Origin of the sequence: Nostoc sp. (assembly GCF_036917675.1) — a bacterium.
Lineage (GTDB): Bacteria > Cyanobacteriota > Cyanobacteriia > Cyanobacteriales > Nostocaceae > Nostoc.
In genome coordinates, this window is the sequence record NZ_JBALCT010000072.1 from 14,517 (window position 1) to 38,904 (window position 24,388).

Below are 24,388 nucleotides of genomic sequence, written 5' to 3' on the forward strand. Positions count from 1 at the left end.
ACTCCCTGCCCCCTGCCCCCTACTCCCTGCCCCCTGCCCCCTGCCCCCTGCTCCCTGCTCCCTGCCCCTTTTCCTCTTTTTCTCGTCCGGCTCGTTCGTGTGTCAAGCTATCAATAGCATCACCTAAGGCAGTAGTTAGACTATTGCGGGTCTGGGCGTGGTTATCCTGTTCAGTTTTCAAAGCTTGCAAAAGGCGATCGCGTTCTTTGATCACGGTGATCAGTTTAGCTTGCAAGTCGTCCAAAGATTTTAGTTGTTCTATTTCTGGTTGGATTGCTGTGACTGGTGTCTCAGCAGCCAGTGTCTCAATTTCAAGACCGTGGAGTTTATGCAGGTCTGCCTTCAGGGATGCGATCGCCTGTTGGGATAGTTGCACATCTGTGCGGCGTTGTTCTGCTTCTGTGTTGTAAAGCTGACGCCATTTTTGGGCACTTTCCCAAGCAGCATCGCGATCGTGTTGAAGTCCCGCCATCTGCTCTTTGAGTACCTGGATTTCTGCCAACCACTGTTGTGTTAAATCTTGATTCATAAATAAATAGTTATTAGTCATTAGTCATTTGTCATTGGGCATTGGGCATTGGGCATTGGGCATTGGGCATTGTGGAAAGAATTCTTATAACTCCTAACTCCCCACTCCCCACTCCCCACTCCTAACTCCCCACTCCCCACTCCCCACTCGCCATTATCTTAATCATGCCAAAGCCTCGTTTTTTGCGCTTTTTTCGCCACCTCAATTGGCGCACCCTCAAAAAAACTTTTACCAGGACAATCGAAAGACGACTTTTGGGACTTGCCTCTGAAATCGCCTTCAATGCCATGCTATCGCTGTTTCCAGCAATTCTTGCTTTCATCACAGCCATTGGCTTATTAGCAGAATCTTTGCAAGCCACCTTTAATAAACTGGCGGTTCAACTAAGTCAAGTTCTACCTGAACAAGCTCTGGATCTGATTCGTGATTTTGCCACTACAGAAATTACCAACTCCAAAAACAGTGGTTTGTTTTCTCTGAGCTTTATATTAGCAATTTGGGCTGCTTCTGGGGCGGTGAATACCGCGATGACAGCCCTTGACCAAATCCATAAAATTCCCCCAGAAAAGATGCGCCCCTTTTGGAAAGCCAAGCTCGTCTCTCTGGGATTAACAGTCGGTACTATGTTGCTTTTAGTGTTCGCTTCTTTTTTAGTGTTTACTAGCGACTGGCTGTTGGGAATGGTAGTGCGCGAAAATGGTTCTTTGATCTTCTTGGTGCATCTTTGGCAGTTGTTACGCTGGCCTTTAGCTTTAACTATTGTTGCTGTCGCCTTTGGCTTTGTTTATCGCTATGGACCAAGCCAGTGGAACTCAGGCACGCCAATGATGCCTGGAGCAATTTTAGCAGCTGTTTTCTGGGCAATATTGTCTGCCCTATTTCGGCTTTATGTGGCGAATTTTGGCAACTATAATAAAGTCTATGGTGCTGTAGGGGCTGTGATAGTTTTAATGCTCTGGCTGTCGATGAGCGCTGCTGTTTTGTTAATCGGCGATCAGTTGAATGTGACTGTGGGCGAAGATATGCGCCCAAAAGCACAGTCAGAATCTCCCGAAAAATATTAATTAGTAAATCCCTGAGAAAACTTTTAACAAATCTCAGTAGGGGAGTAGAATGTCTAACGATTCAATACAAATAAGCGATCGCCTTTATGCCTGATTCTCCTCTTCGGTCTTCGATGATTGAACCTGATGCCAAAGCACCCACCTTGAAGCGCCTGCGTCAGTTAAGTCGGCTGCTGGATAATGTTATTACCATTCCTGGTACGAAGATTGGTTTTGGTCTAGATCCAATTTTAGGACTGATACCTATTGGTGGTGATTTTTTGGGAGTCATGTTTTCTAGCTACATCATCCTAGAAGCCGCGCGGCTGGGTGTATCTAGAGCCACTTTAGGCAAAATGGTTTTGAATGTGATCATTGATGGCTTGGTAGGCGCTGTGCCAATTTTGGGAGACTTGTTTGATTTTGCCTGGACAGCTAACAGTTATAATATCAAGTTATTAGAAGAGTACTTAAAGTTTCCCAGCCAGCAAAGGAGTGCAGACAGGTGGTTTATCTTTGCCGTTTTGGCTGGATTGTTGCTAATCTCCATTGTTTTAGTAGCATTACCCGTCATTCTGATTAGAATACTATGGAACGCCTTAACTGGCGGTTAAATTATTAATTGATAATTGAATGAAAGATTGGTGGCAAGCTACTTTTCCTCAAGGGCGGCAAAGTCTAATTATTACTGATGCTAAAGGGTATCCTGTACAAATTGCTTATGGCGAAAAAGGTAGAGGTAAACCGCTAATTTTATTACATGGCATGGGTAGTTGGAGCTATAATTGGCGGCACAGCATCGAACCATTATCTAAATATTATCGGGTAATTTGTTTTGATGCCAAAGGTTTTGGTTTTTCCGAAAAACCATTGTCTCGTAGAGAAGACAATGGTCATCAAGTTATTGAGTTTCAAAGAATTATTCAGGCATTATGTGATCAACCCGCAGTGATTGTGGCTGAATCTCTAGGGGGATTAGTTGCTCTTGCTCTTGCTCAAGAAAATCCGCAATTAATCGCACGGCTTGTAGTAGTAAACGTACCAGTTTTTACCAAAAATCTTCCTCATTGGGCTATGTGGTTACTTGGCCAAACGCCCCTGGAAATAATGCAAACAATTGATTCCTTACGTCTGGCATACTTGTTTGCACCTCTATTTAGAGAAATTATGGCAATAGAAAGACGTGGGGTGTTATTTGATCCGTCAATTTTGACACAGGAAGATGTCTATTGGATAACTTACCCCTTTATTGAATTGCCTGGTACAGTTGCGAAAGTCGCCGAAGAGTTACAAATAGCAGCGCGAGAAATTGAGAATTGGCAAACAAATAAGCCAAATATGCTCACCAAAATTCAAAATAATCTGAGTGCTATTAAGTGTCCTACACTAGTTTTGTGGGGTGATCAAGATAGTTGGTTTCCTGTTATTCATGGTGAAAAATTGCATCAGCATATCCCCAATTCTAAATTACAAATTTTGTCTAACTGCTATCATGATGCCTCAACTGGTGCTTTTGAGGAGTTGAATACAGCGATTCTTGAGTTTTTACGGGAAACTGACTGACTTCTAAATAAAAAGAGAGTGGGAGGAAGCATATCAGTCAGCTTTCAAACTCCCACTCTGCTATTTGCCACTGAAGTGAACAGGAATGTATACAGACGTTGCGCGTTATTTGGGGGCTAATCCGAACTTCGACAACAACGCCCGTAAGCATTTAATATTCCTGTTGCAGCAAATGCCAAACCTAATTATTGATATTTATCTACTGAGAAAAATACTCTGCAAATAATTGATATAGGAATCATATTTGATTTTTGAACAAAATTAGGTATTGTAGGGTGTGTTAGAACGCAGTTCGTAACGCACCAAACCCTTGATGATGGTGCAGTACTCTCCTTGCTAACACAACGCCAGTTGCTACAACGGAGGGAACCTCCGCAACGCACTGGCTCCCCTACGTATCTTTTCAGAAATCAAATACTAGTCCTATAGAGATAGTTTGTAATTTTTGTAAATCACTTAGTAGATAGTATTTTACAAAAGGAATTTGCTTTCTTGGTAGTCCCTGATAACAAAACCCTTGAAGTCGTTTATCTTTTACAATTTAACTTGGTTAATCAGAATCTGGTTGCCATTTTGGCAGGTTTTTAAATTTCTTAATTGCTTAGAAAGTCCCGAATTAGCGATCGCACTGGTACACAGACGTGTAGAAAGTGGCGGTAACAACATCTCAGAAAATACTATTCGCCGTCGCTATGAAAGAGGAAGAAAAAACTTAATTGAATTATACTTACCTTTGATAAACCATTTTTAGGCGATAGTATAATTGTAGATTATTTTAATTTTCTGATCTACCATGCCAAAACAGTCTATAGGTCTTGATAACCAACTCTATAATTACCTTTTATCCGTTTCGCTGCGGGAACCGGAGATTCTTTTGAAGTTGCGCCAAGAAACCGCTAGCCATCCCGGAAGTGGAATGCAGATTTCACCAGAACAAGGGCAGTTTATGAGACTACTAGTACAGATCATGGGAGCCAAGAAAACCCTGGAAGTTGGAGTGTTTACGGGTTATAGCTCACTTTCTGTAGCTTTGGCACTACCTGCTGATGGGAAAATTATCGCTGCTGATGTGAGTGAAGAATTTACTGCGATCGCTCGCCGATATTGGCAAGAAGCCGGGGTTGCTGATAAAATCGATCTACGATTAGCACCAGCTTTGGAAACTTTAGATCAGCTGTTGGCAACTGGCCAAGCCGAGACATTTGATTTTGCCTTTATTGATGCTGATAAAGAAAATTATGATGGATATTATGAGCGATCGCTACAATTGCTACGTCCAGGTGGATTAATTGCTATTGATAATGTTTTATGGTCAGGACGAGTTGCCCAGGAGCAAAATCAAGATCAAAGCACCCAAGCAATCCGGGCGCTTAACCAAAAGTTACATCATGACGAACGAGTTAGCCTTTCTCTTGTCCCCATCGCCGATGGACTTACTTTAGCAATCAAACGACCTTAAAATTGAAGGAGGCAGAAGGAATACTGCTTCCTGCCCTCTGCCTTTATTGATAATAAAAATGAATGTAGAGACGTTACATATATAGCTTTTACTAATCAAATGAGTTACATCATAGCCCCCTCATCGCTTGCGGGGAGGGGGTTGGGGGTGGGGTTCTTGTACCTCACCCAACTGAGAAACGCTATAACGTCTCTACAAGGGTTTCAGGTAAGACTTAGAAGTTATAGCCAACTCCTAATTGTAGCCCTACATCAGTATCATCCAGAAAAGCAGCATTTACACCACCTGTTAGCGTCAGTTTAGAACCGAGAGGAACGTCTACACCACCAGTTAGCAGTAATCCAATATCAGTATTGTTATTAGCTTCAATGGCTACACCAGCACCTATGTAAGGAGATATAGTAAAGGTTCTTTCACCCACTGAACCTGCTGTGTGGGGCGAAAAATCCAAAGTCAAGGGAATCAGATACTCTGTATGGTCCCCAAAGATCACCGATGGTCGCACTGATATAAAGTTTGTCAGACCAAGTTTGCTGATTACTGTAAAGTTACCATCGCTCAGAGCTCCATCGTTGCCGTTCAAACCAATGTTACCACCAATCCCGATGTAGCTTCTGCCACCACGAGTCGCTCTACCTGGCTCAACATCAGGCGTGTTTGCTGTTGGTGGCTGATTTAACTTACTGATGTTAATATCAGGCGGGATCAAGACTTGGTTAATTGCATGGATAACACCATTGCTAGCTTTGATGTCCCCCTGGATAACTCTGGCATTATTCACCTCAACTTGATTGTTAGCGCGATCGATTTGAATATTTACAGGTCTATCTTCATAGGTTTTCAGTTCCCCATTCGTCAGTTGACTAGCAGTTAATGCACCAGGAACCACATGATATCTCAAAATCTTAATCAATGCTTCTCTGTTCTCTGGTTGCTGTAACTGCTGTAGGGTAGCAGCAGGCAAAGCAGCAAATGCTTCATCGGTGGGAGCGAAAACTGTATAAGGGCCTGGCTGTTGAAGAATATCTGCTAAACCAGCTGTTTTTAATAAAGAAGTCAGAGTTGTCAGAGAACTACTGGATGCAGCAAGAGAAACAATATCGCTACCGGTTTGAGTTCCACCGACAATATACTGAGTAGCTGGAAGATTGCTAGCAATCGGTTGCAGCCGTCCCTGTTTAGCCAAAGCTTGATATAAAAGTGCTGCCGCTTCTGCACGAGTCAGGGGCTGTTGCGGATTGAGTTGTTTTATATCTGGATAATTAACAACAATATTAGATTGTGTTGCTGCTGTCACACTACTAACAGCGTAGTTCGGGATACTTGAGGCGTCATTGTAGTATGTGCTGAGGTCACTACTTGCTCCAGTAGTGCTACTAGTCAAACCCAAACCATTTGCTAAAGAAACGATCCCCTGTACTCTGGGTATTTGTTGATTTGGCAAAAATACGTTCCCAGGATAGCCCGCCAAAAATCCAGTTTCGTAGGCGCTTTGAATTGCAGAAGCCGCCCAATAGCCAGCAGGAACATCACTAAATCCACCTGCGGTTAATTGCCTAACTCGGTTTTGGTTCCCGAAAGCTTTTTGAATTAGGGCAGCAAATTCAGCACGAGTCACAGCTTGATTCGGTCTAAAGGTGCCATCAGGAAAGCCAGCAATTACGTTATTGTCTGCTAGGGCTTGAATGAAGGGACGCGCCCAATAATCTGAGGAAACATCAGACAAGTTAACTGTTGAAGTCGGCGATGGTGTCGCAGATGGAACACTACTAGGCGATGGTGTCGTAGATGGAACAGTACTTTGAGATGAAGCTGGGGTAGAAATTAAGATGGGAGTTATTGTCGCAGCTGTCATTCCCAGAACTACTAAAGCAACCCTTGCTGATGATCTACGAAAGTAACTAGACATGGAAATATCCTCTTTTTAAATTCTTGGATTGACTATTGGAAAATACTGGATGCAAGGTTAAGTGAATAGAAATATCGAGACGATTCTTTAGTTTGCCTCGATATGGAAACCACAAATACAACCGTTAACTCTGGAAAAGTAAAATCTTGGACATTATGAGTAGCTGCTCTGATATCTCATAAGATTTATCCAAATGTTCACCACACATAGTCTAGGATTCCTATTTGATTTTTAAAGAACCGCAGATGACACTAATAACGATAAGCAGGGATACTGTGGTAATCTGCTATGTTGCAACAATAAAGATATGTTAGTGCAAGTAGGCAATTTTATAACTGATAAAATCGCCGTCAAGCAGTGGAATTATTGGCTTTTAATAGCCGTCTCTTTATAATTGCCGAGCAAGGTTAATGCCGTCAAGCTCAATGTATCATAATCTTTAGCAAAATTTAAGAAAGAAAATGTGTCTTGGTAACTATGTATATTCTCCCTCTTTGATAAAAATTATACAACTAACTAAGGGCTGGATTTCGAGAAAAAACTTTCACTCTTTAGATAGTGTCCGTGAGGGGAAATTTTCCAGTACTAGACTGGGAGTTAGCGATCGCAATCAAAAATTTCAGGCATGATTGCACCAAGATTTTTGGCTAGGAATTATTTTTTGGCAAAAGAGAATGTCAAGAAAATTAACCCATAGATAAACTAGTATGACACGGCGGAAGTTTGCCTAGCTTTAATCAAGGGGCTTAAAAGGGTCATTTAAAAGTATTGGGCAAATAGAATGAGACTGTTGCTCAATTCACTCTCTTGTTAAACCCCCCACCCCTAAAACCTCGGTTTGACGTTGCTTTCCCGCCCTGAAATAAATTGCGGGCTAATAGCTAAAGTGCGTTGAAACGCACTGAAATTAAAAAAAGTTAGGATGGATTGGGGCTGATGGGTTAGACCCCTTATCAATTAGCCAACAGTCTCATAGAATTCGCGGCTATACAGACAATACCCACGAAGGTGCCTTTGAAATTCCTAGAGTCCAACATCCTCTTAGATAGTACGACAATACAAATAAGGGCTTGTCTTCAAACATTGCCCCCGGTTTCCAATTATCATGCCTTTAGGATGGTATTCAGATAGTTTTTTTCATTAATGAGAAAATATTCATGAGATACAAACTCTTGGGCAAAAGTGGGTTAAGAGTCTCTGAACTCTCCTTGGGAACCATGACCTTTGGTGAAGATTGGGGTTGGGGTGCATCTGTTGACGAAAGTCGGAAAATCTTTGATAGCTATGTAGAAGCAGGTGGTAATTTTATTGACACCGCCAACGGTTACACCGATGGTAGCAGTGAAAAAATTGTCGGTGAGTTGATCGCTAAAGAACGAGAACGTTTTGTCGTTGCGACAAAATATTCCTTTCCCTTGCAGATGATGATTGAGAAGAAGGGCGACCCTAACGGTAGTGGAAACCATCGCAAGAACTTAATTCAGTCTTTAGAAGGTAGCCTGAAACGGCTGAATACCGATTACATTGATTTATTCTGGTTACACGCTTGGGATTTCACAACACCGATTGAAGAAGTCTTGCGATCGCTTGATGATGTAGTCCGTCAAGGTAAAGTACTTTACATCGGTATTTCTGATACCCCTGCTTGGATCGTTTCCCAAGCAAATACCATCGCCCATTACCAAGGATGGACGCAGTTTGTCGCCCTGCAAATTGAGTATAGTTTAATTCAACGGACACCAGAACGAGATTTGCTACCAATGGCCAAAGCCTTTGATTTAGCAGTAACACCGTGGTCGCCCTTGGGTGGTGGTGTACTGACAGGCAAGTATAATCAGCCTGCTCAAACAGGAGGTGAACAAGGGCGACTCGAAACTTTGGGGGGAGGGATTTCTGAGAAGAATTTAGCGATCGCTCAAGTTGTCAGCCAAGTTGCAGCAGAAATTGACCACACACCCTCACAGGTAGCATTAGCTTGGTTACGCGCTCAAAGTGGTGTGATTATTCCGATCATTGGCGCACGTAAATTAACGCAGTTTCAAGATAACTTAGCTTCAATAGAAGTCAGCCTATCGCCAGAAAATTTGCAACGGTTAGATGAAGTGAGTCAAATTGAACTTGGTTTTCCCCATGACTTTTTGCAGAATGATGGAACTCGCGATCGCCTTTTCGGTCGCACATTCGATACCATAGAAAACCACCACATCTGACCAATAGTCATAAACAGTAACACATTCAGCCGTTAATATAATCTGTCGTCAGAGAGTTTCGCATAGCCAGCCACTTTCTCTAAAGTTAGGTATAAAAGGCATTAACGTTAAGAATCATGAGCGACAACACCATTTCATCACGTCTGTTCCCCACCCGCATTGACATTCCCGCAGAAGCGCGAGTGCAAATCGTGGTGCTTCTTAACCAAACCTTGGCAGCTACTTCGGATCTAAAAACCCAAGCAAAGCAAGCGCACTGGAATGTTAAAGGAACTGACTTCTACCAGCTACACCTATTATTTGATGAATTGGCTGGTGAATTGGAACAGTACATCGATATGGTAGCTGAACGCGTTACAGCTTTAGGCGGATACGCTTTCGGAACAGCCCGCGCCGCAGCTAGTAATTCAATTCTGCCAGAATATCCCTTAGATATTTTGGATGGTAAAGACCATGTGACAGCCTTAGCAGATCGCTTTGCACTTTATGCTAAACATCTTAGAGAAGCGATCGCTAAAACTGATGAATTAGACGACCTCGATACCGCCGATCTTTACACCGAAATTTCTCGCACCATTGACAAACGACTCTGGTTCTTAGAAGCTCATTTGCAAGTAGCAGAAATTAATGCAGAGAATGGCAAAACAGATACTACTAAAACTCAAAAGATAGCTGCTGCTGTAAGATAAGCACTTTTGAGAAACACTAGATTTAGTAGTAGTATGGTGCGTTACAGCTTTAGCCGTAACGCACTATCTTAATATAGCGGTATTAAAACTGATAAAATACAAAACCTCACCCCCAACCCCTCTCCTTAGTAAGGAGAGGGGAGACTTTGACGAAAGTAAAAGGCGGGGTGAGGTTAGGAACGTGGATTATAATAAAATGCAAAACTTCATCCTATCTCACGATCCCTCTCCAATATATCGGAGAGGGATTGAGGGTGAAGGTAAGCCAGCGACATAAATTGTATGTTATTTGATTCACATTCCTTAACTCAATCCAAATATCTTTTTGATATTCAACAAATTCCTTATGCCGCAAAATAACCAAACTGCCGTCGAATTCCGCGATGTCACTTTTAGCCGCAATCATCGCCCATTGGTGTCAAATCTCAATTTCACCATCCGTCAAGGGGAAGCACTGGTATTGCTTGGGCGCAGTGGTAGCGGCAAAACTACCACAATGAAGTTAATTAATCGCTTATTTACACCTACAGAAGGCGAAGTTTTATTTGATGGGATTCCGACAACTGAATGGGATGAAATTAAACTGCGGCGAAAGATTGGTTATGTAATTCAAGAAATTGGTTTATTTCCTCATTTCACTGTGGAACGTAATGTAGGTTTAGTTCCGGCTTTGGAAGGTTGGCAATCTAAACAAATAAAAATGCGGGTTTATGAATTGTTGCAATTGGTGGGTTTAGAACCAGCACAATTTGCAGGGCGTTACCCACATGAACTTTCGGGAGGACAAAGGCAAAGAGTCGGTGTAGCCAGGGCTTTAGCAGCAGATCCGCCAGTATTGTTGATGGATGAACCCTTTGGCGCACTCGATCCGATTACGCGCTTAGAACTTCAACAAGAGTTTCGGCATTTGCAGCAAGAATTAGGCAAAACAGTTGTTTTTGTCACCCACGATATTCAAGAAGCCTTTATTTTGGCATCGAGAATTGGTCTAATGTGTGGTGGAGAATTGGTAGTATTGGGGACAACAGATGAATTTATGCGATCGCAACACCCAGAAAGCCTCGCCTTTCTTCAATGTCTGCGTTCTTTGTAAGATACTTTTTGGTGAGGTAAAGATTGATTTTAAGGGCACAGCAGTGCTGTGCCCCTACCTGTGTACTTCATTTACCTGAAAAACGCTGTATATACAAGATGTGAAATCTAATTGCTCAATATGCCAACTAAAATATGAGTTAATTCAGTTAATTCTTCAGGAACACGATATAATTTGAGGTCTTCCGTTATCTGTTTTTCCTGACGGTTGTATATTGCAAATCGCCAATCTTCACCAGTAGTTACAGACCCATAAAGAAGTTGCAATTCTGAATCTATCCATTGATCAAGTGCAATCAACTCAACTGCTAATTGTGTAAATCCTCTACTTAAATCTGCTTGTTTAGCTTCAATTACTAACAATCCCTTACCTTTATTAATGTAGTAATCTAAGCTACCTTTTAGTTGGTCACTTACATTAATAGGATACTCAATATTCAATTCCGTTTGGGCAATTTCGCAAACTTCTAGTAATATCGGTGCAATAATTGCTTGCTTGCGTGCATCTTCACTAAGTAGCTTGACACGTCGGAGGTTTCGCTCAATCACTCGGTGTAATTCTGTAATTATCTCAGGAGGAAATTCTGTTTTTGGTAATTGCAACCGTTCGCGTTTATAAGAACAGCCAAGTTCAGCAAGAATATCTTCTGGGGAAAACGGAAGTTCAAAATATTTGCTGAATGTATAGCTTTGACCAGGTTGAATGATTCGGGGACGACTCATACAGCAGTTTTCGTGTGGATGGCATACACTACTCTACGATTATTCTTAACTTAACACTCTCGTTTGCTACGCCACGGAGATTCTTACAGCTATTTTCAGGTAAATAGACCACGCAGTAAGGGTACAGCATTGCTCATTGGTGTCAACTTAAGCTAAAAGTCTTTTCAAATCTACCAATAAATCGCTTTGCGTCTACGTGCCCAACAAACGGGAGCGGTCTACCTCGTGACGGGAGCGGTCTACCTTGTGACGGGAGCGGTCTACCTCGTGACGGGAGCGGTCTACCTCGTGCCGGGAGCGGTCTACCTCGTGACGGGAGCAGTCTACCTCGTGCCGGGAGCGGTCTACCTCGTGCCGGGAGCGGTCTACCTTGTGCCGGGAGCGGTCTACCTCGTGACGGGAGCGGTCTACCTCGTGCCGGGAGCAGTCTACCTCGTGACGGGAGCGGTCTGCATCGTGACGGGAGCGAGAATTAGGCAAAACAGAACAGTCGTTTTTGTCACCCACAATATTCAAGAAGCCTTTATTTTGGCATCGAGAATTGGTTTAATGTGTGGCAAAGAATTGGTAGTATTGGGGACAACAGATGAATTTATGCGATCGCAACACCCAGAAAGCCTCGCCTTTCTTCAATGTCTGCGTTCTTTGTAAGATACTTTATGAAAAATTTCTTCCTCGTTAAGTATGCCCCAGAAATTCTTCAGCATACTCTAGAACATCTATTTTTGGTAGGCATTGCAATTGGAATTGCCATACTTATAGGCATTCCATTAGGTATTTTAATTACACGTAAAACTTATCTCCGTCAACCAATTCTCGGCATAGCGAATATTCTCCAGACTATTCCTAGTTTGGCACTATTTGGCTTACTCATTCCTGTTCCCATAATTGGCGGAATTGGTGCAGTACCAGCAATTTTTGCCCTGATTGTATATTCCTTGCTGCCGATAATTCGTAACACTTACACAGGTATTACTGGCGTAGATCCAGCGATTCGGGAAGCTGGAAAAGGAATGGGGATGACAGATAAACAATTGTTATTACAAGTTGAGATTCCTTTGGCAATGGGAGTAATTTTAGCAGGAGTGCGAGTAGCAACAGTAATTGCCATTGGTATTGCAACCATTGCAGCAGCGATTGGTGCTGGTGGTTTGGGAGTATTTATTTTTCGTGGGATATCAGTAGTGAATGATCAGTTAATTTTAGCTGGTGCAGTTCCGGCGGCGGTAATTGCATTACTGGCTGACTTTGCAATTGGCTGGTTAGAGAATAAATTAAAAATTAAAAATTAATGAAAAGATTTTTAACACTTTGCTTTTTAACTTTTGCCTTATTACTGCTAATCACTAGCTGCACGCCAAATTTAAATAGTAGCAGCAATGGCAATATTATTGTTGCTTCCAAAGATTTTACTGAACAAGATATTTTAGGGGAACTGTTAGCACAGCAAATAGAGGCGACAACTAATTTAAAAGTCGATCTTCGCCCCCGTTTGGGTGGTTCTTTTGTTTGTCATAGCGCTATTACTGCTGGCAAAATTGACGCATATATTGAGTATACAGGCACAGCTTTTACTGGAATTTTAAAGCAAAAAGCAGTTAATGATCCTAAAGAAGTTTATGAGAAATTAAAACAAGCATACTCCCAGCAATTCAATCTGGAAGTGATGCCAAGCTTGGGTTTTGAAAATACTTTTGCGATGATTGTCAGGGGTGAAGATGCCAGACGCTACAATATTCAAACTCTCTCCGAAGCTACTGAATATACACCACAATGGCGAGGTGGTTTCGGCTACGAATTTTTAGAACGGGAAGATGGTTTTCCAGGATTAGCTAAAACTTACAATTTACGTTTTGCTAAAGCACCCCAAATCATGGACTTAGGTTTAATATATCGTGCTTTGATTCAAAAACAGGTTGATATGGTAGCGGGTAATTCCACTGACGGGCAGATTTCTCGCTTGGGTTTAATTGTGCTGAAGGATGATAAACATTATTTTCCGCCTTACGAAACTGTGCCAATTGTCCGACAAGAAACTTTAAAAAAATATCCCCAATTAAGGAAAGCGATCGCTCAACTTAGCGGAAAGATTTCAGCAGATGAAATGCGACAACTAAACTATTTGGTTGAGGGTGAATTACGTGATATTAAAGATGTTGTCCAGGAGTTTCGGAAATCGAAGGGATTAGGTTGATATCAAGGATAGGGAAGATGCGGATCGCAATACTGTTCGGTTAAGGCAAGAGACGCGATAAATCGCCGTCTTTACAATAATCAGTCCTTCGTCCTGACGGTGATTTATCGCGTCTTTGGGATCTATTATTTTGATCGAATAACCATTACTGCCTGTCTAATGTTGTTCACCCAAAAAGCTCCTTAACCACCTAATCGCTTCACTTGTTGTTTGCTCATTTGTAATTTGCAGACATTGCTGGACTGGTTCAATACCACTAATCTCTGGCAAGCTCATGGTGATGGGCGTAAATGAGTCGTATATTTGCTCTAAACGATCCAGCAAAACTTTAGCAATATCTGCCACTAAGCTCGCATGTCTTCCATGCTCTGGTAGCGGTGCCATTAATAAAATTTCACCTCTTCTATACTTAATCCGAGGTAAGGAGCGATCGCTTAGTTGCTGATTTAATACTTGATAGTCTTGCCAGTCTCCTAAAAGTTTCAACACCGCGCCAGGTGGCAACTCGATTCTTTCGGGTGTAATTATGGTATCCATATTCGGCTGTTTCACCAATCTGGCTCTAAGTTGACTTAAGAGACTGACAAATAAAAAAATATCGCAAATTTTATTGTGGGATGGGTGTCCTCACCCGTCCTATATTCAGGGCGGGCAGGATGCCCACCCCACAAGATGGATAATTTATTTCTTGTCAGTCCCTAAGATTAGCCTAAATCGAAAAGCAAGATTTCTGCGTCGATCTTAGTGCTAATTTCTAACTGTTCTTCGCCATTAATTTGCACTCCATCACCTGCTCTAAGTTCCTCACCATTCAAGTTAACTATACCTCGCGCTATTTGTAACCAGGCATAACGATCAGGTTTGACTTGATAATTCACAACATCACCATCCTCTAAAACAGATACGTATAAATCAACATCTTGGTGAATTATTACAGCACCATCGCGCCCATCTTTAGCAGCAATTAAGCGGAGTTTGCCTTGCTTTTCTTCGAGAGGAAAAGTTTTTTGTTCATACCTTGGTGTCAACTCATCTTCGTCAGGAAGAATCCAGATTTGTAATAAGTGCAGTGGTTCAGTTGGTGAAGGATTAAATTCGCTGTGGCTGATCCCAGTTCCAGCACTCATGATCTGTGCATCACCAGGGCGAATTACCGACCCCGTACCTAAGCTGTCTTTATGCTCTACGGCACCTTCTAAGACATAGGTGAGGATTTCCATGTCACGATGACTGTGCGTAGGAAATCCAGCACCAGGGGCGATGCGGTCATCGTTGATCACTCGCAGAGAGCGAAATCCCATACGGTTGGGATCGTAAAAACTACCGAATGAAAATGTATGATAACTATCGAGCCAGCCTGTTTTAGCGTGACCGCGTGCATTGCGATCGTGAATGAGGTGGCTAATTGTATTTTGAGACATAAGTTTACCTCGCTGTTAATTAGTTTTGAGTGTCAAAAAATTAAGTATTTAATTCCGAATTACTTTTGAACTATTTAAATAATAAAACATATACATATAAATTGAAAAGTACGCACTTAAAAGTGACGTACTTACCAAAAATATACTGTAAAATTTCCATTTAAATCATTGAACAGTAAAGATTCGTCGTTTCCGGCTTTGATTAATCATTTTTCATGGTAAATAGATCCACGCTGTCGGGGTAAAGCGCATTGCTGATGCATGCAACTTTAGATAAAAGCCAGTCTAGAAAAAGCTTTTACAGATTGTCTCGCTCGCAGTCTCTGATCTACGCTGTATAGACAAGTCCTAAAAACTAAGCCTAACTTGATAAGGCTTCCCTCGTTCCCTCGTTCCCTCGTTCCCGTACTCCGTATGGGAGCATTCATTGAGTCTCTGGCTCAATGTCTGACTGAAGGCAGAGCCTCTAATCAGCCATTTTAACCCTTTCAAGGTGAACATATATACGTACTATCAAAGTTTTTACGGCATTTCAGGCATCGGCTAGAACTGAACAAAGAATTTATCGATTAAACTCCAAATTTTTGGACTGTAAATTAAGCGATGCCTAGGTTGGGCTACGCCTACGCCTGAGCCAAAATACCAAAATTCGGCTAAAATATGAGTGACTTAATAGTACAAAAGTTCGCTTTAAAAGGGCTGCTCCTATATTTTTTATTGAAGAAATAAAGTTGATGTTTAGCTCCAACTCAAAATCTTCTATTGAAAAGTTATTCACAATAGAAGCTTGTTTTTATTTTTAAAGAGTATAAAAAAACCAGCAAATATCTAGCTGAAGTGGTAAGATTCTCTGAAATCCGTTTTTGTGCCTTTCTAGGTTTATACAAATAGTAGGTAATACGATTGATCAAACCATTTTATGTAGTACTTAAAAAGGTGAGGTTTTGCTGTGAATTAGAGTTATTTGCTTGTCTCACTATGGTGGTGGCAGATCGATTTAAAAAATAGTTAGCTTTTTCATAAAAATGGGGAAAATATGCTGTGTATGGTTCTGGTATTTAAGACTAGCTCTAAAATTTGCCAGAATTTTAGGAGTGTTACTTACTTTTTACGAGGGTAGTGCCTTTGCTGATGTCTTGCCTGATGCTGCGGAAAGTGTTAGTAGTTCAAGTTTAAATTTCAACATTAAGAGCCAGAGAGAGTCTGTTAAAGAAATTGAAAATTTAGCTTTTTCAGGAACTCGTCTGTTGACAAGCCACGATCAATTGCGTCAGAAGTCAGTACTGACAACAGACTTATCAAAGTTGAAGCAACCAAGATTAGACCCAATTTTGTCTCAGGTTCTCGACTCGGAGCCAAAACAGCCAATCCCAATCCCACAGCCAGAACCTGCCCTCGAACTTCCTCATCAAACATTTCCTTCCTCTGAAGAACGTTTAGAGCTTCCTAAAAGTATCATTGTTAGCAAATTTGAGTTTGATGGCAACACGGTATTTAGCAACGAAAAGTTAACTAAAGTTACTGCCCAATTCACCAAGCGATCGCTAACCTTTATAGAATTACTAGAAGTTGAGGCTACTGTCACCAAACTCTATACCGATGCGGGGTATCTTAATTGTGATGCTGTGATTCCGGCTGGTCAAACCTTATCTCAACAGGGATCAGTCGTCAAAATCCAGATTATTGAAGGAGGGCTAGAAGAAATTGCGGTGACAGGTACACGACGGTTGAACTCGAACTACATCCGCAGCAGATTAGCCATTGCCACCACTAAACCCCTAAATCAAAAGCGCTTGCTGTCAGCTTTGCAACTATTGCAACTTGACCCCCTAATTCAGAATATATCAGCCGAATTGTCTGCTGGGTCGCGTCCGGAATTAAGTTTACTGACAGTCAAGGTAGTAGAAGCCGACTCCTTTCATACAGAATTTTTTCTAGATAATGCTCGTGCGCCTAGTGTTGGCAGCTTACGACGCGGTGTCCGCATTAACGAAGGAAATTTACTCGGTTTTGGCGATGCCTTCAATCTGGAATATATCAATACTGATGGTAGCAACTCCTTTGACTTGCGCTACAACATACCTGTTAATCCTCGTAATGGCGCAATTACCCTCAGAGGTGGTTTGACGAGTACTGAAATTGTCAAACCACCCTTTGACCGCCTAGATATCATTGGTAATTCCAATTACTTCGAGTTAGGTTTTCGTCAGCCTTTAATTTTATCTCCCAACAGAGAATTTGCTGTGGGTCTATCCGGGTTGCGACAAGAAAGTAAATCTGAACTGCTAGGTAGTGGTTTTCCCCTCTCAGCCGGTGCTAATGAACGGGGAGAAACCCGCGTTTTTGCCTTGCAATTCTTCCAAGAATATCAACAGAGGGATTCTCAACAAGCCTTAGCCCTGCGCTCTCAATTTAACCTGGGTTTAGATATCTTCAATGCTACCGTCAACAATGAGCCTCCTGATACTCGGTTTTTTTCTTGGCGGGGGCAAGCACAATACGTGCGACTTTTAGCACCGCAGACTTTATTTGTGATCCGTTCTGACCTACAATTCTCAACCCGTGCCCTTGTGCCTTTAGAGCAATTTGGGCTAGGCGGTCTGCGTAGTGTTCGGGGTTATCCACAAGATATTCTCTTGACAGATAACGGCTTTTTTGCATCAGCAGAAGTGCAATTACCAGTACTGCGGGTAAAAAAGGTCGGAGGAGTTTTGCAAGTAGTGCCGTTTATTGATTTTGGTGTGGGTTGGAATAGTTCCGGGAATGCAGACCCAAATCCGAATACTTTGCTGGGGTTGGGATTGGGTTTACAGTGGCAAATGGGCGATCGCCTCAATGCTCGCCTTGATTATGGGATTCCATTGACAGATATTCAATACAGAGGCAGGACTTTACAGGAAGACGGTATTTATTTCTCAATAGTAGCGAGTCCTTTCTAAAAATTTTTTCTCAAAAAATCTCTGATTAGCAAAGGTCTAGAAGTCAAAAGTTATGCAACATCCCAAGCGATCGCTCCTGTTTAATACTTTACCTCTATTTTTAGGGGTGAATTTTGTGTTGGCTTTGTTCTCTTGTATCGCTCCCTTTCCAGCAAAAGCACAAATCACACCTGATGGAACTTTAGGCGATAAAAGTTCAGTTGTAGTACCAGACACTCTTAACGGCAGTCCTATTGAGCGGATTAATGGGGGAGCAATTCAAGGAAGCAACCTATTCCATAGTTTCAAAGAATTTAATGTTGGTGAAGGAGCAAAAGCCTATTTTACAAATCCAGGAGAAATTACGAATATTTTGACTAGGGTGACAGGAGGTAATCCCTCGAATATTTTGGGAACTCTGGGGGTTTTGGGACCAGCTAACCTGTTTTTCATTAATCCTAATGGAATTGTCTTTGGCCCCAATGCCCATTTGGATATGGGAGGTTCCTTTGTAGCTTCTACCGCAGATAGCTTGGTGTTTGATAATGGGTTAGAGTTTAGCGCCACAAACCCGCTTTCCCCGCCACTGCTGACAGTGAATATTCCTGTAGGATTGCGCTTGAGAGAGAATTCAGCAAGCATTGTCAATCAATCATCTGCTGTTCTTTACTTACCGTCAACAAACACCTTGGCGCTGGTAGGTGGAAATGTCATCCTTGATGGTGGGAGCTTGGGAGTACCTGGGGGTCGGATTGAGTTAGGAGGATTGACTGGTGCGGGAATAGTTGGTCTAAATATCCAAGAGTCCCAAGGAATACCAAGAGTAGCTTCTCTAAGTTTTCCCAATGGTGTTGAACGAGCTGATGTATCCCTGTCTAACAAAGCAGTGGTGAATGTTGCGGCTACGGGTGGCGGTAGTATTGCGATTAACGGTCGTAACGTGAATTTTTTGGCAGGAAGTCAGCTGCAAGCTGGAATAGGTCAAAATTTGGGTTTACCTGGAACTCAGGCGGGAAATATTCAAATTAATGCCACTGATCAGGTAGTTTTTAGTGGGGACAACAGTGGAGCATTCAATCAAGTGGGGACTGGAGGGCAAGGTAACTCTGGTGATATCAACATTAAAGCTGGTTCTATTGAGATGAGTGATGGTGCTAAACTCATTGCAAGTAATTCAGGACACGGAGATCCAGGCAAAATCAGTATTACTGCCCGCGATCAGGTATTGGTAAATGGCAGTGGAGTACTAAGCCAAGTGGAAGAAGGTGCCGTAGGCAATTCCAAGGGGATTGAGATTAATGCGGCTAGTGTTGCCATCACTAACGGTGCTCAACTCAGTGCCAGTAGCAAAAGTTCAGGTGATGCAGGCACGATCAGCATTACTGCCACTGACAAGGTACTCTTTGATGGAGAGTCTACCAAAAAGGAGCGCACTGCTGCATTGAGTCAAGTTGTTGACGGAGCAGTTGGTAAATCTGGCGGGATCGTGATTAACACCCCGATCTTAGAGGTGACGAATGGCGCTTTGCTAGATGCCAGTACCAAAAAAGGCTCAGGTGATCCAGGGGCGATCCGGATTACTGCCACTGACAAGGTACTCTTTGATGGAGTGTCTAGCAAAGGCGATCGCACTGCTGCATTGAGTCAAGTTGTTGACGGAGTAGTTGGTAAATCTGGCGGGATCGTGATTAATACGCCGATCTTAGAGGTGACGAATGGCGCTTTACTAGATGCTAGTACCAAAAAAGGCTTAGGTGATGCAGGCGCGATCAGCATTACTGCCACTGACAAGGTAATCTTTGATGGAGTGTCTAGCAAAGGCGATCGCACTGCTGCATTAAGTCAAGTTGTTGATGGAGCAGTTGGTAAATCTGGCGGAATCGTGATTAACACCCCGATCTTAGAGGTGACGAATGGCGCTTTACTAGATGCCAGTACCAAAGGCTCAGGTGATGCAGGCGCGATCAGCATTACTGCCACTGACAAGGTAATCTTTGATGGCGAATCTAACAAAGGCGATCGCAGTGCTGCATTGAGTCAAGTTTATGAAGGAGCAAAAGGTCAATCTGGCGGGATCGCGATTAACACCCCAATTTTAGAGGTGACGAATGGCGCTTTACTAGATGCTAGTACCAAAAGTTTAGGTGATGCAGGCGCGATCAGCATTACTGCCACTGATAAGGTAATCTTTGATGGCAAATCGAGAACAGGTTATCTCAGTGCTGCAACTAGCCAAGTCACAGAGACTGCTACGGGCAATTCAGCAGGGATTGAAATCTATGCTCCGATCGTGAGAGTTACCAATGGGGCACAACTAAATACTAATACTTTAGGGAAGGGCAATTCCGGCTCGATTCGAGTCACAGCTACTGATAGCGTAGTTGTTGATGGTACATCTCGCGATCGCTATAGGTATGAGTCTGCGATCGCCAGTGAAGTTGGGACTGGCGCCACCGGAGCCTCCGAAGGGATTATAATCAAGGCTCCTCGCTTGCAAATCAGTAATGCAGCTTTTGTCAGTGCTAATACTGATGGATCTGGTAATGCTGGTAATATTGATATCACATCTGACACTATTAAACTTTCCAGTGGCGGACAAATTCGTACTAACACTTCAGCTAGTTCACAAGCAGGCAATATCACACTGAATGTACCAAACAGCCTTACTCTGTCTGACTTTGGAACCGCAGTCTCAGCTGAGACTAAAAAGACTTCTACCAGTGCTGGCGGTAATATCTTCGTGATTGGCTCCCCCAAAAATGTCCTGATTCAAAATAGCGCCAAACTCTCTGTCAATAGTCAGGGAAGTGGAGTTGGAGGTGATATATCTGTGCAAGCCAATTCTCTAACTTTGGATCAAGGAACCATCTCAGCCGAAACCGCCAAAGAAACAGGCGGCAATATCAAGCTAGACGTAGCAGATTTATTGCTGATGCAAGGCGACAGTAAAATTAGTACCAGTGCAGGCATTGAAAGCCAACCAGGGGCAACTGGCAAGGGTGGGGACATTAGGATAGACACCCAATTTCTAATTGCATCACCCTCAAAACCAAAGGGTAGTGATATAACCGCCAATGCAACTTATGGTGACGGTGGTCATGTTGATATCACAGCTAGTGGTATCTTTGGGATTGAATTTCGGGACAAACCCAGAGATTTGCTAAATGATATCACCGCTAGTTCAGAGTTTGGTCGCCATCCAGGAGTGGTGAACATCAATCAACAGGTTGATCCTAGCCTGAATTTAGTGAAATTACCTGCAAATGTTGTCGATCCCAAAGATCAAATCGCCCAAAATCCCTGTAGTAAAGGTGTTGGTAGTGAATTCACGATCACAGGACGTGGTGGGCTGCCTCCTAGTCCCAACGAAGACTTAAGCCAAGAAGCTACTCAGGTTGGTTTAGTTGAACCAGTCTCAACCGTCAGTAATCTCAAACCAGCGTCCAAAACCTCCTCTAGCGATAATTCAAAATCCCAAATCCCCAGCCGGATTGTACCGGCTCAAGGATGGGTATTCAATAATAAAGGTGAAGTAGTTCTTACCGCCTACAATCCCAACGTCACTGGAACTCATCGCCTACCTAAGAAGTTAGGTAGTTGTCCTGCACGATGAGACGCAGGGAAAAAAGTATTTTTGGGAATTGCTTGACAGGATAAATAAGATATGAATAAAAAAAAGCAGAGATGGCGATGTCTACGATGGGCTACGCCTACACTCAAAGGAAGGTTTTTCTCACAAATTAGCCGTTATAAACAGAGTGATTTCATCGTCAAGAGACTCGATAGTAGTCTAATTTTAGCAGTTCTGTTATTTTTCTTGTCTGTGGGAGGAGTGCTAGTTACTACCCAGGTTTGGGCATCAACTGCGATCGTCCAAACTCAACAAGAGCCTTTACAGTTGGTAGAACAAGGCAAATTGCTTTACCAAAACAGACAATTTGCACAAGCCCTAACCGTTTGGGAACAGGCTGCTGCGGCTTTTGCGGCGCGAGAGGATAAACTGAATCAGGCAATGGCGTTGAGCAATCTTGCTCTGACAGCCCAACAACTCGGTAGGTGGGAGCAAGCTAAAAAAGCGATCGCTACTAGTTTAAATATCCTCCAAACACAGCCCAAAACACTGGAGCGATCGCAAATCCTCGGCTCCACATTGGACATCCAAGGACAGTTGCAACTAGCAGTGGGAGAATCAGAAGCAGCCCTAGCAACTTGGCAACAAGCGGCTGAAATTTATCAAAATCTTGGCAATCAAAATGCTGCAACTAAAAACCAGATTAACCAAACTCAAGCTATGCAAGATTTGGGTCTTTACCCAATGGCTTGCAAGACCTTACTAAAAACTTTAGAGCTTGATCATCAAAAATGCCAGATCACAAAAGAAGAACTGCAAACCTGGAAAAAACGATTTGTCAACAAGGGAAATTCCTCTTCTTTAAATATTCTGGCTTTGCGTAGTCTCGGCAATGTTTTGCGAGTTGTTAGTCAACTTGAACAATCGCAAATGGTCTTGTTCGCAGCTGGGCAATTGGCTGAAGAATCAGCAGATTCGCAAAATTTCGCTGCTACTTACCTGAGTTTAGGCAATACAGCCCGGTCTTTGGGCAATAGAAAAATACAGTTAGAAACACCAAAGGAAGAACCGATAGTACTCACACAGTCTCTAGACTGCATCCAAACAGCTAGTACAGCCAATGCTGCCCAATTGTATCAACAGGCGGCTACTTGCTATCGGCAAGCGGAATTATCTACTTCATCAGACATCAAAAGACAAGCTCAATTGAATAGATTCAGCCTCTTGGTACAAACTCAACAATGGTCTGAACTGCCAACACTGCTATCCGAAATTAAATCCAGTCTCAATGATTTATCAGTTAGTCATCCGACTATTTATGCTCAGATAAAATTTGCTCAAAGTTTGATGTGTCTGCAATCAAGAATGAGTAAAAACTCCTCAAATGCTTTATCCCCGGTTCTGCAACTATGTAGCTTCGTCAAAAATCCACCTCCGAGCATTGGTCTTAAAACTCTTGAATCCTCAAAAATTTCCTCATGGCCAGAAATTGGGCAAATTTTACAAACCGCCCTCAACCAAGCTCAACAATTGGGAGACAAGCAAGCCGAAGCCGATGTGCGTGGTTATCTAGGAGGAGTTTACCAGCAAATGGGAAAATTGGCAGAGGCACGACAATTAACTGAACAAGCTTTACAGCAGAAATCTAGTTTTAATGATTCTAGTATTACCTATATTTGGCAATGGCAGCTAGGACGGATTTACCAAACTCAACAAGACCAAAAAAGCGCACTCAAAGCCTACACCTTAGCTTATGAAACTCTTCAGTCTTTGCGTAAAGACTTGGTTGGTATTAACCCAGAAATTCAATTTACTTTTCGTGATAGTGTAGAACCAGTTTATCGAGAGTTGGTCTATTTGCTCTTGCAACCCCTTGGTTTTCAACAGATAAAGCAAACGAAGATTAATCAGGAGAATCTCAAGCAAGCTCGTGATGTTATCGAAGCACTCCAACTAGCAGAACTGACCAACTTTTTTCGAGAAGCTTGTGTAACCAGCCAACCCCAACCAATCGACCAGTTAGATCCAAATGCTGCGGTCATCTATTCGATTATTTTGCCCGATCGCCTTGCTGTGATCTTGTCTCGACCTCAAAAGCCCTTAAAATACTATGCAACACCTCTGAAGCCTAATTCCCAGCCAGAAGAAGTTGGGGAAGTGGAGCGTGTTTACAATGATATATTAACTGGCTTCAGCCGTTACATCCAGAGTTCTAACTTAGATTCACTTCGTCCACAAAAAATTTTTTATGACTGGTTAATCCGTCCAGTTGAGGCAGAACTGGAAAAGGATGACATCAAAACTTTGGTGTTTGTATTAGATGGAGTTTTACGCGGAGTGCCGATGTCAGCACTTTATGATACTCAGAAGCAGAAGTATCTAATTGAAAAATATAACCTGGCTTTGAGTCCGGGGTTGCAGCTGTTGTATTCACCTTCCCTTTCCCCAAACAAATTGCAAACTTTAGTGGGAGGTTTGGCTGATGCTAGACAAGGGTTTTCCAAACTTCCGGGAGTGGAAGAAGAAGTTCGGGAGATTGCCAAGATAGTTCCCACAGAAGTTCTCTTAAACAAAGAATTTACCCGCTCTCGCCTGAAAGTTGAAATCAACAATCTACCTTTCCCCATTGTTCACTTAGCAACCCACGGTCAGTTTTCTTCCCAGGCTGAAAATACCTTTTTGTTGACTTGGGATGGTCGGATTAATGTTAAAGAATTAGACCAATTATTGCAAGCACGCGATCGCCCAGGTCGAAGTCCTTTAGAATTGTTAATTTTGAGTGCTTGCGAAACTGCCGCAGGTGATAATCGAGCGGTTCTGGGACTAGCAGGGATGGCGGTGCGTTCAGGGGCACGTAGTACATTAGGAACCCTTTGGTCAGTAGCAGATGAATCTACAGTTGAGCTGATGAACAAGTTCTATTCAGAATTGAAGCAACCTGGAGTAACTAAAGCTGAGGCACTTCGCCAAGCTCAGTTGTCCCTGTTGCGATCGCCAAATTATCGTTATCCTTACTACTGGGCACCATTTGTTTTAGTAGGTAATTGGTTGTAAACTTCTGTATCTT

At 42.6% G+C, this 24,388-nt stretch carries 18 protein-coding genes and 1 pseudogene; 14 read left to right on the forward strand and 5 right to left on the reverse strand.

The features are described 5' to 3' along the window. Positions 1 to 19: 19 nt before the first annotated feature. Entirely contained in the window at positions 20 to 529 is a 510-nt protein-coding gene (locus V7K31_RS28505; RefSeq protein ID WP_335099277.1) for a hypothetical protein, read from the reverse strand. A gap of 164 nt (positions 530 to 693) precedes the next feature. Between V7K31_RS28505 and V7K31_RS28510 the strand changes: the two genes are divergently transcribed. From V7K31_RS28510 to V7K31_RS28530, 5 genes are all read left to right on the forward strand, one after another. Next, the gene (locus tag V7K31_RS28510) at positions 694 to 1,593 is read left to right on the forward strand and encodes a YihY/virulence factor BrkB family protein (RefSeq protein WP_335099212.1); all 900 of its coding nucleotides are present in this window, start codon (positions 694 to 696) and stop codon (positions 1,591 to 1,593) included. A gap of 86 nt (positions 1,594 to 1,679) precedes the next feature. Then, a complete protein-coding gene (locus V7K31_RS28515) occupies positions 1,680 to 2,186 on the forward strand; it encodes a DUF4112 domain-containing protein (protein ID WP_335099214.1) in 507 nt (168 codons plus the stop codon). Positions 2,187 to 2,205: 19 nt separating this feature from the next. Further along, complete coding sequence (locus V7K31_RS28520) at positions 2,206 to 3,135, forward strand: alpha/beta fold hydrolase (protein WP_335099217.1); 930 nt, start codon at positions 2,206 to 2,208, stop codon at positions 3,133 to 3,135. 517 nt (positions 3,136 to 3,652) lie between these two features. Beyond that, positions 3,653 to 3,886, forward strand: a complete 234-nt coding sequence (locus V7K31_RS28525; RefSeq protein WP_335099219.1) for a hypothetical protein — start codon at positions 3,653 to 3,655, stop codon at positions 3,884 to 3,886. Positions 3,887 to 3,928: 42 nt separating this feature from the next. Then, positions 3,929 to 4,594 (forward strand): class I SAM-dependent methyltransferase, encoded by a 666-nt coding sequence (locus V7K31_RS28530; protein WP_335099221.1) that lies wholly within the window; start codon positions 3,929 to 3,931, stop codon positions 4,592 to 4,594. 214 nt (positions 4,595 to 4,808) lie between these two features. On the opposite strand, the gene V7K31_RS28535 is transcribed toward V7K31_RS28530, so the two are convergent. After that, on the reverse strand, positions 4,809 to 6,503 hold the full coding sequence (locus tag V7K31_RS28535; protein ID WP_335099224.1) for a fasciclin domain-containing protein: 1,695 nt from the start codon (positions 6,501 to 6,503) through the stop codon (positions 4,809 to 4,811). 1,157 nt (positions 6,504 to 7,660) lie between these two features. On the opposite strand from V7K31_RS28535, the gene V7K31_RS28540 reads away from it, so the two are divergent. From V7K31_RS28540 to V7K31_RS28550, 3 genes are all read left to right on the forward strand, one after another. After that, positions 7,661 to 8,713, forward strand: coding sequence for an aldo/keto reductase (locus V7K31_RS28540; protein WP_335099227.1), 1,053 nt, complete (start codon positions 7,661 to 7,663; stop codon positions 8,711 to 8,713). Between the two features lie 116 nt (positions 8,714 to 8,829). Beyond that, positions 8,830 to 9,402: a DNA starvation/stationary phase protection protein Dps gene (gene dps / locus V7K31_RS28545; protein ID WP_335099229.1), complete on the forward strand. Its 573-nt coding sequence runs from the start codon at positions 8,830 to 8,832 to the stop codon at positions 9,400 to 9,402. Positions 9,403 to 9,748: 346 nt separating this feature from the next. Beyond that, complete coding sequence (locus V7K31_RS28550; protein WP_335099231.1) at positions 9,749 to 10,495, forward strand: ATP-binding cassette domain-containing protein; 747 nt, start codon at positions 9,749 to 9,751, stop codon at positions 10,493 to 10,495. Positions 10,496 to 10,602: 107 nt separating this feature from the next. On the opposite strand, the gene V7K31_RS28555 is transcribed toward V7K31_RS28550, so the two are convergent. Further along, entirely contained in the window at positions 10,603 to 11,217 is a 615-nt protein-coding gene (locus tag V7K31_RS28555; protein ID WP_335099233.1) for a hypothetical protein, read from the reverse strand. Between the two features lie 483 nt (positions 11,218 to 11,700). Here V7K31_RS28555 and V7K31_RS28560 point away from each other — a divergent pair. The 3 genes and pseudogenes from V7K31_RS28560 to V7K31_RS28570 all read left to right on the forward strand — a co-directional run. Next, positions 11,701 to 11,868: pseudogene (locus V7K31_RS28560) on the forward strand (ATP-binding cassette domain-containing protein); the annotation flags it as partial. A gap of 8 nt (positions 11,869 to 11,876) precedes the next feature. Continuing rightward, a complete protein-coding gene (locus tag V7K31_RS28565; protein WP_335099235.1) occupies positions 11,877 to 12,509 on the forward strand; it encodes an ABC transporter permease in 633 nt (210 codons plus the stop codon). Then, a complete protein-coding gene (locus V7K31_RS28570) occupies positions 12,509 to 13,411 on the forward strand; it encodes a glycine betaine ABC transporter substrate-binding protein (RefSeq protein ID WP_335099238.1) in 903 nt (300 codons plus the stop codon). The genes V7K31_RS28565 and V7K31_RS28570 overlap by 1 nt, the downstream gene beginning before the upstream one ends. A 156-nt stretch (positions 13,412 to 13,567) precedes the next feature. On the opposite strand, the gene V7K31_RS28575 is transcribed toward V7K31_RS28570, so the two are convergent. After that, entirely contained in the window at positions 13,568 to 13,948 is a 381-nt protein-coding gene (locus V7K31_RS28575; RefSeq protein ID WP_335099240.1) for a hypothetical protein, read from the reverse strand. A gap of 167 nt (positions 13,949 to 14,115) precedes the next feature. Continuing rightward, complete coding sequence (locus V7K31_RS28580; protein ID WP_335099242.1) at positions 14,116 to 14,832, reverse strand: pirin family protein; 717 nt, start codon at positions 14,830 to 14,832, stop codon at positions 14,116 to 14,118. Positions 14,833 to 15,857: 1,025 nt separating this feature from the next. On the opposite strand from V7K31_RS28580, the gene V7K31_RS28585 reads away from it, so the two are divergent. From V7K31_RS28585 to V7K31_RS28595, 3 genes are read left to right on the forward strand one after another with little or no spacing between them, the layout of a single operon-like run. Beyond that, complete coding sequence (locus V7K31_RS28585) at positions 15,858 to 17,771, forward strand: ShlB/FhaC/HecB family hemolysin secretion/activation protein (protein ID WP_335099244.1); 1,914 nt, start codon at positions 15,858 to 15,860, stop codon at positions 17,769 to 17,771. Positions 17,772 to 17,823: 52 nt separating this feature from the next. Next, on the forward strand, positions 17,824 to 21,363 hold the full coding sequence (locus tag V7K31_RS28590) for a two-partner secretion domain-containing protein (RefSeq protein WP_335099246.1): 3,540 nt from the start codon (positions 17,824 to 17,826) through the stop codon (positions 21,361 to 21,363). Between the two features lie 51 nt (positions 21,364 to 21,414). Next, positions 21,415 to 24,375, forward strand: coding sequence for a CHAT domain-containing protein (locus tag V7K31_RS28595; protein ID WP_335099248.1), 2,961 nt, complete (start codon positions 21,415 to 21,417; stop codon positions 24,373 to 24,375). Positions 24,376 to 24,388 lie beyond the last annotated feature (13 nt).

Excerpts from the sequence above, each read along its gene's own strand:
- V7K31_RS28550 (WP_335099231.1), top strand. The coding sequence starts at position 9,749 with ATGCCGCAAAATAACCAAACTGCCGTCGAATTCCGCGATGTCACTTTT.
- V7K31_RS28575 (WP_335099240.1), bottom strand. The coding sequence starts at position 13,948 with ATGGATACCATAATTACACCCGAAAGAATCGAGTTGCCACCTGGCGCG.
- V7K31_RS28555 (WP_335099233.1), bottom strand. The coding sequence starts at position 11,217 with ATGAGTCGTCCCCGAATCATTCAACCTGGTCAAAGCTATACATTCAGC.
- V7K31_RS28580 (WP_335099242.1), bottom strand. The coding sequence starts at position 14,832 with ATGTCTCAAAATACAATTAGCCACCTCATTCACGATCGCAATGCACGC.
- V7K31_RS28510 (WP_335099212.1), top strand. The coding sequence starts at position 694 with ATGCCAAAGCCTCGTTTTTTGCGCTTTTTTCGCCACCTCAATTGGCGC.
- dps (WP_335099229.1), top strand. The coding sequence starts at position 8,830 with ATGAGCGACAACACCATTTCATCACGTCTGTTCCCCACCCGCATTGAC.
- V7K31_RS28585 (WP_335099244.1), top strand. The coding sequence starts at position 15,858 with ATGGGGAAAATATGCTGTGTATGGTTCTGGTATTTAAGACTAGCTCTA.
- V7K31_RS28565 (WP_335099235.1), top strand. The coding sequence starts at position 11,877 with ATGAAAAATTTCTTCCTCGTTAAGTATGCCCCAGAAATTCTTCAGCAT.
- V7K31_RS28530 (WP_335099221.1), top strand. The coding sequence starts at position 3,929 with ATGCCAAAACAGTCTATAGGTCTTGATAACCAACTCTATAATTACCTT.
- V7K31_RS28595 (WP_335099248.1), top strand. The coding sequence starts at position 21,415 with ATGAATAAAAAAAAGCAGAGATGGCGATGTCTACGATGGGCTACGCCT.
- V7K31_RS28520 (WP_335099217.1), top strand. The coding sequence starts at position 2,206 with ATGAAAGATTGGTGGCAAGCTACTTTTCCTCAAGGGCGGCAAAGTCTA.
- V7K31_RS28570 (WP_335099238.1), top strand. The coding sequence starts at position 12,509 with ATGAAAAGATTTTTAACACTTTGCTTTTTAACTTTTGCCTTATTACTG.
- V7K31_RS28515 (WP_335099214.1), top strand. The coding sequence starts at position 1,680 with ATGCCTGATTCTCCTCTTCGGTCTTCGATGATTGAACCTGATGCCAAA.
- V7K31_RS28540 (WP_335099227.1), top strand. The coding sequence starts at position 7,661 with ATGAGATACAAACTCTTGGGCAAAAGTGGGTTAAGAGTCTCTGAACTC.
- V7K31_RS28590 (WP_335099246.1), top strand. The coding sequence starts at position 17,824 with ATGCAACATCCCAAGCGATCGCTCCTGTTTAATACTTTACCTCTATTT.
- V7K31_RS28535 (WP_335099224.1), bottom strand. The coding sequence starts at position 6,503 with ATGTCTAGTTACTTTCGTAGATCATCAGCAAGGGTTGCTTTAGTAGTT.
- V7K31_RS28505 (WP_335099277.1), bottom strand. The coding sequence starts at position 529 with ATGAATCAAGATTTAACACAACAGTGGTTGGCAGAAATCCAGGTACTC.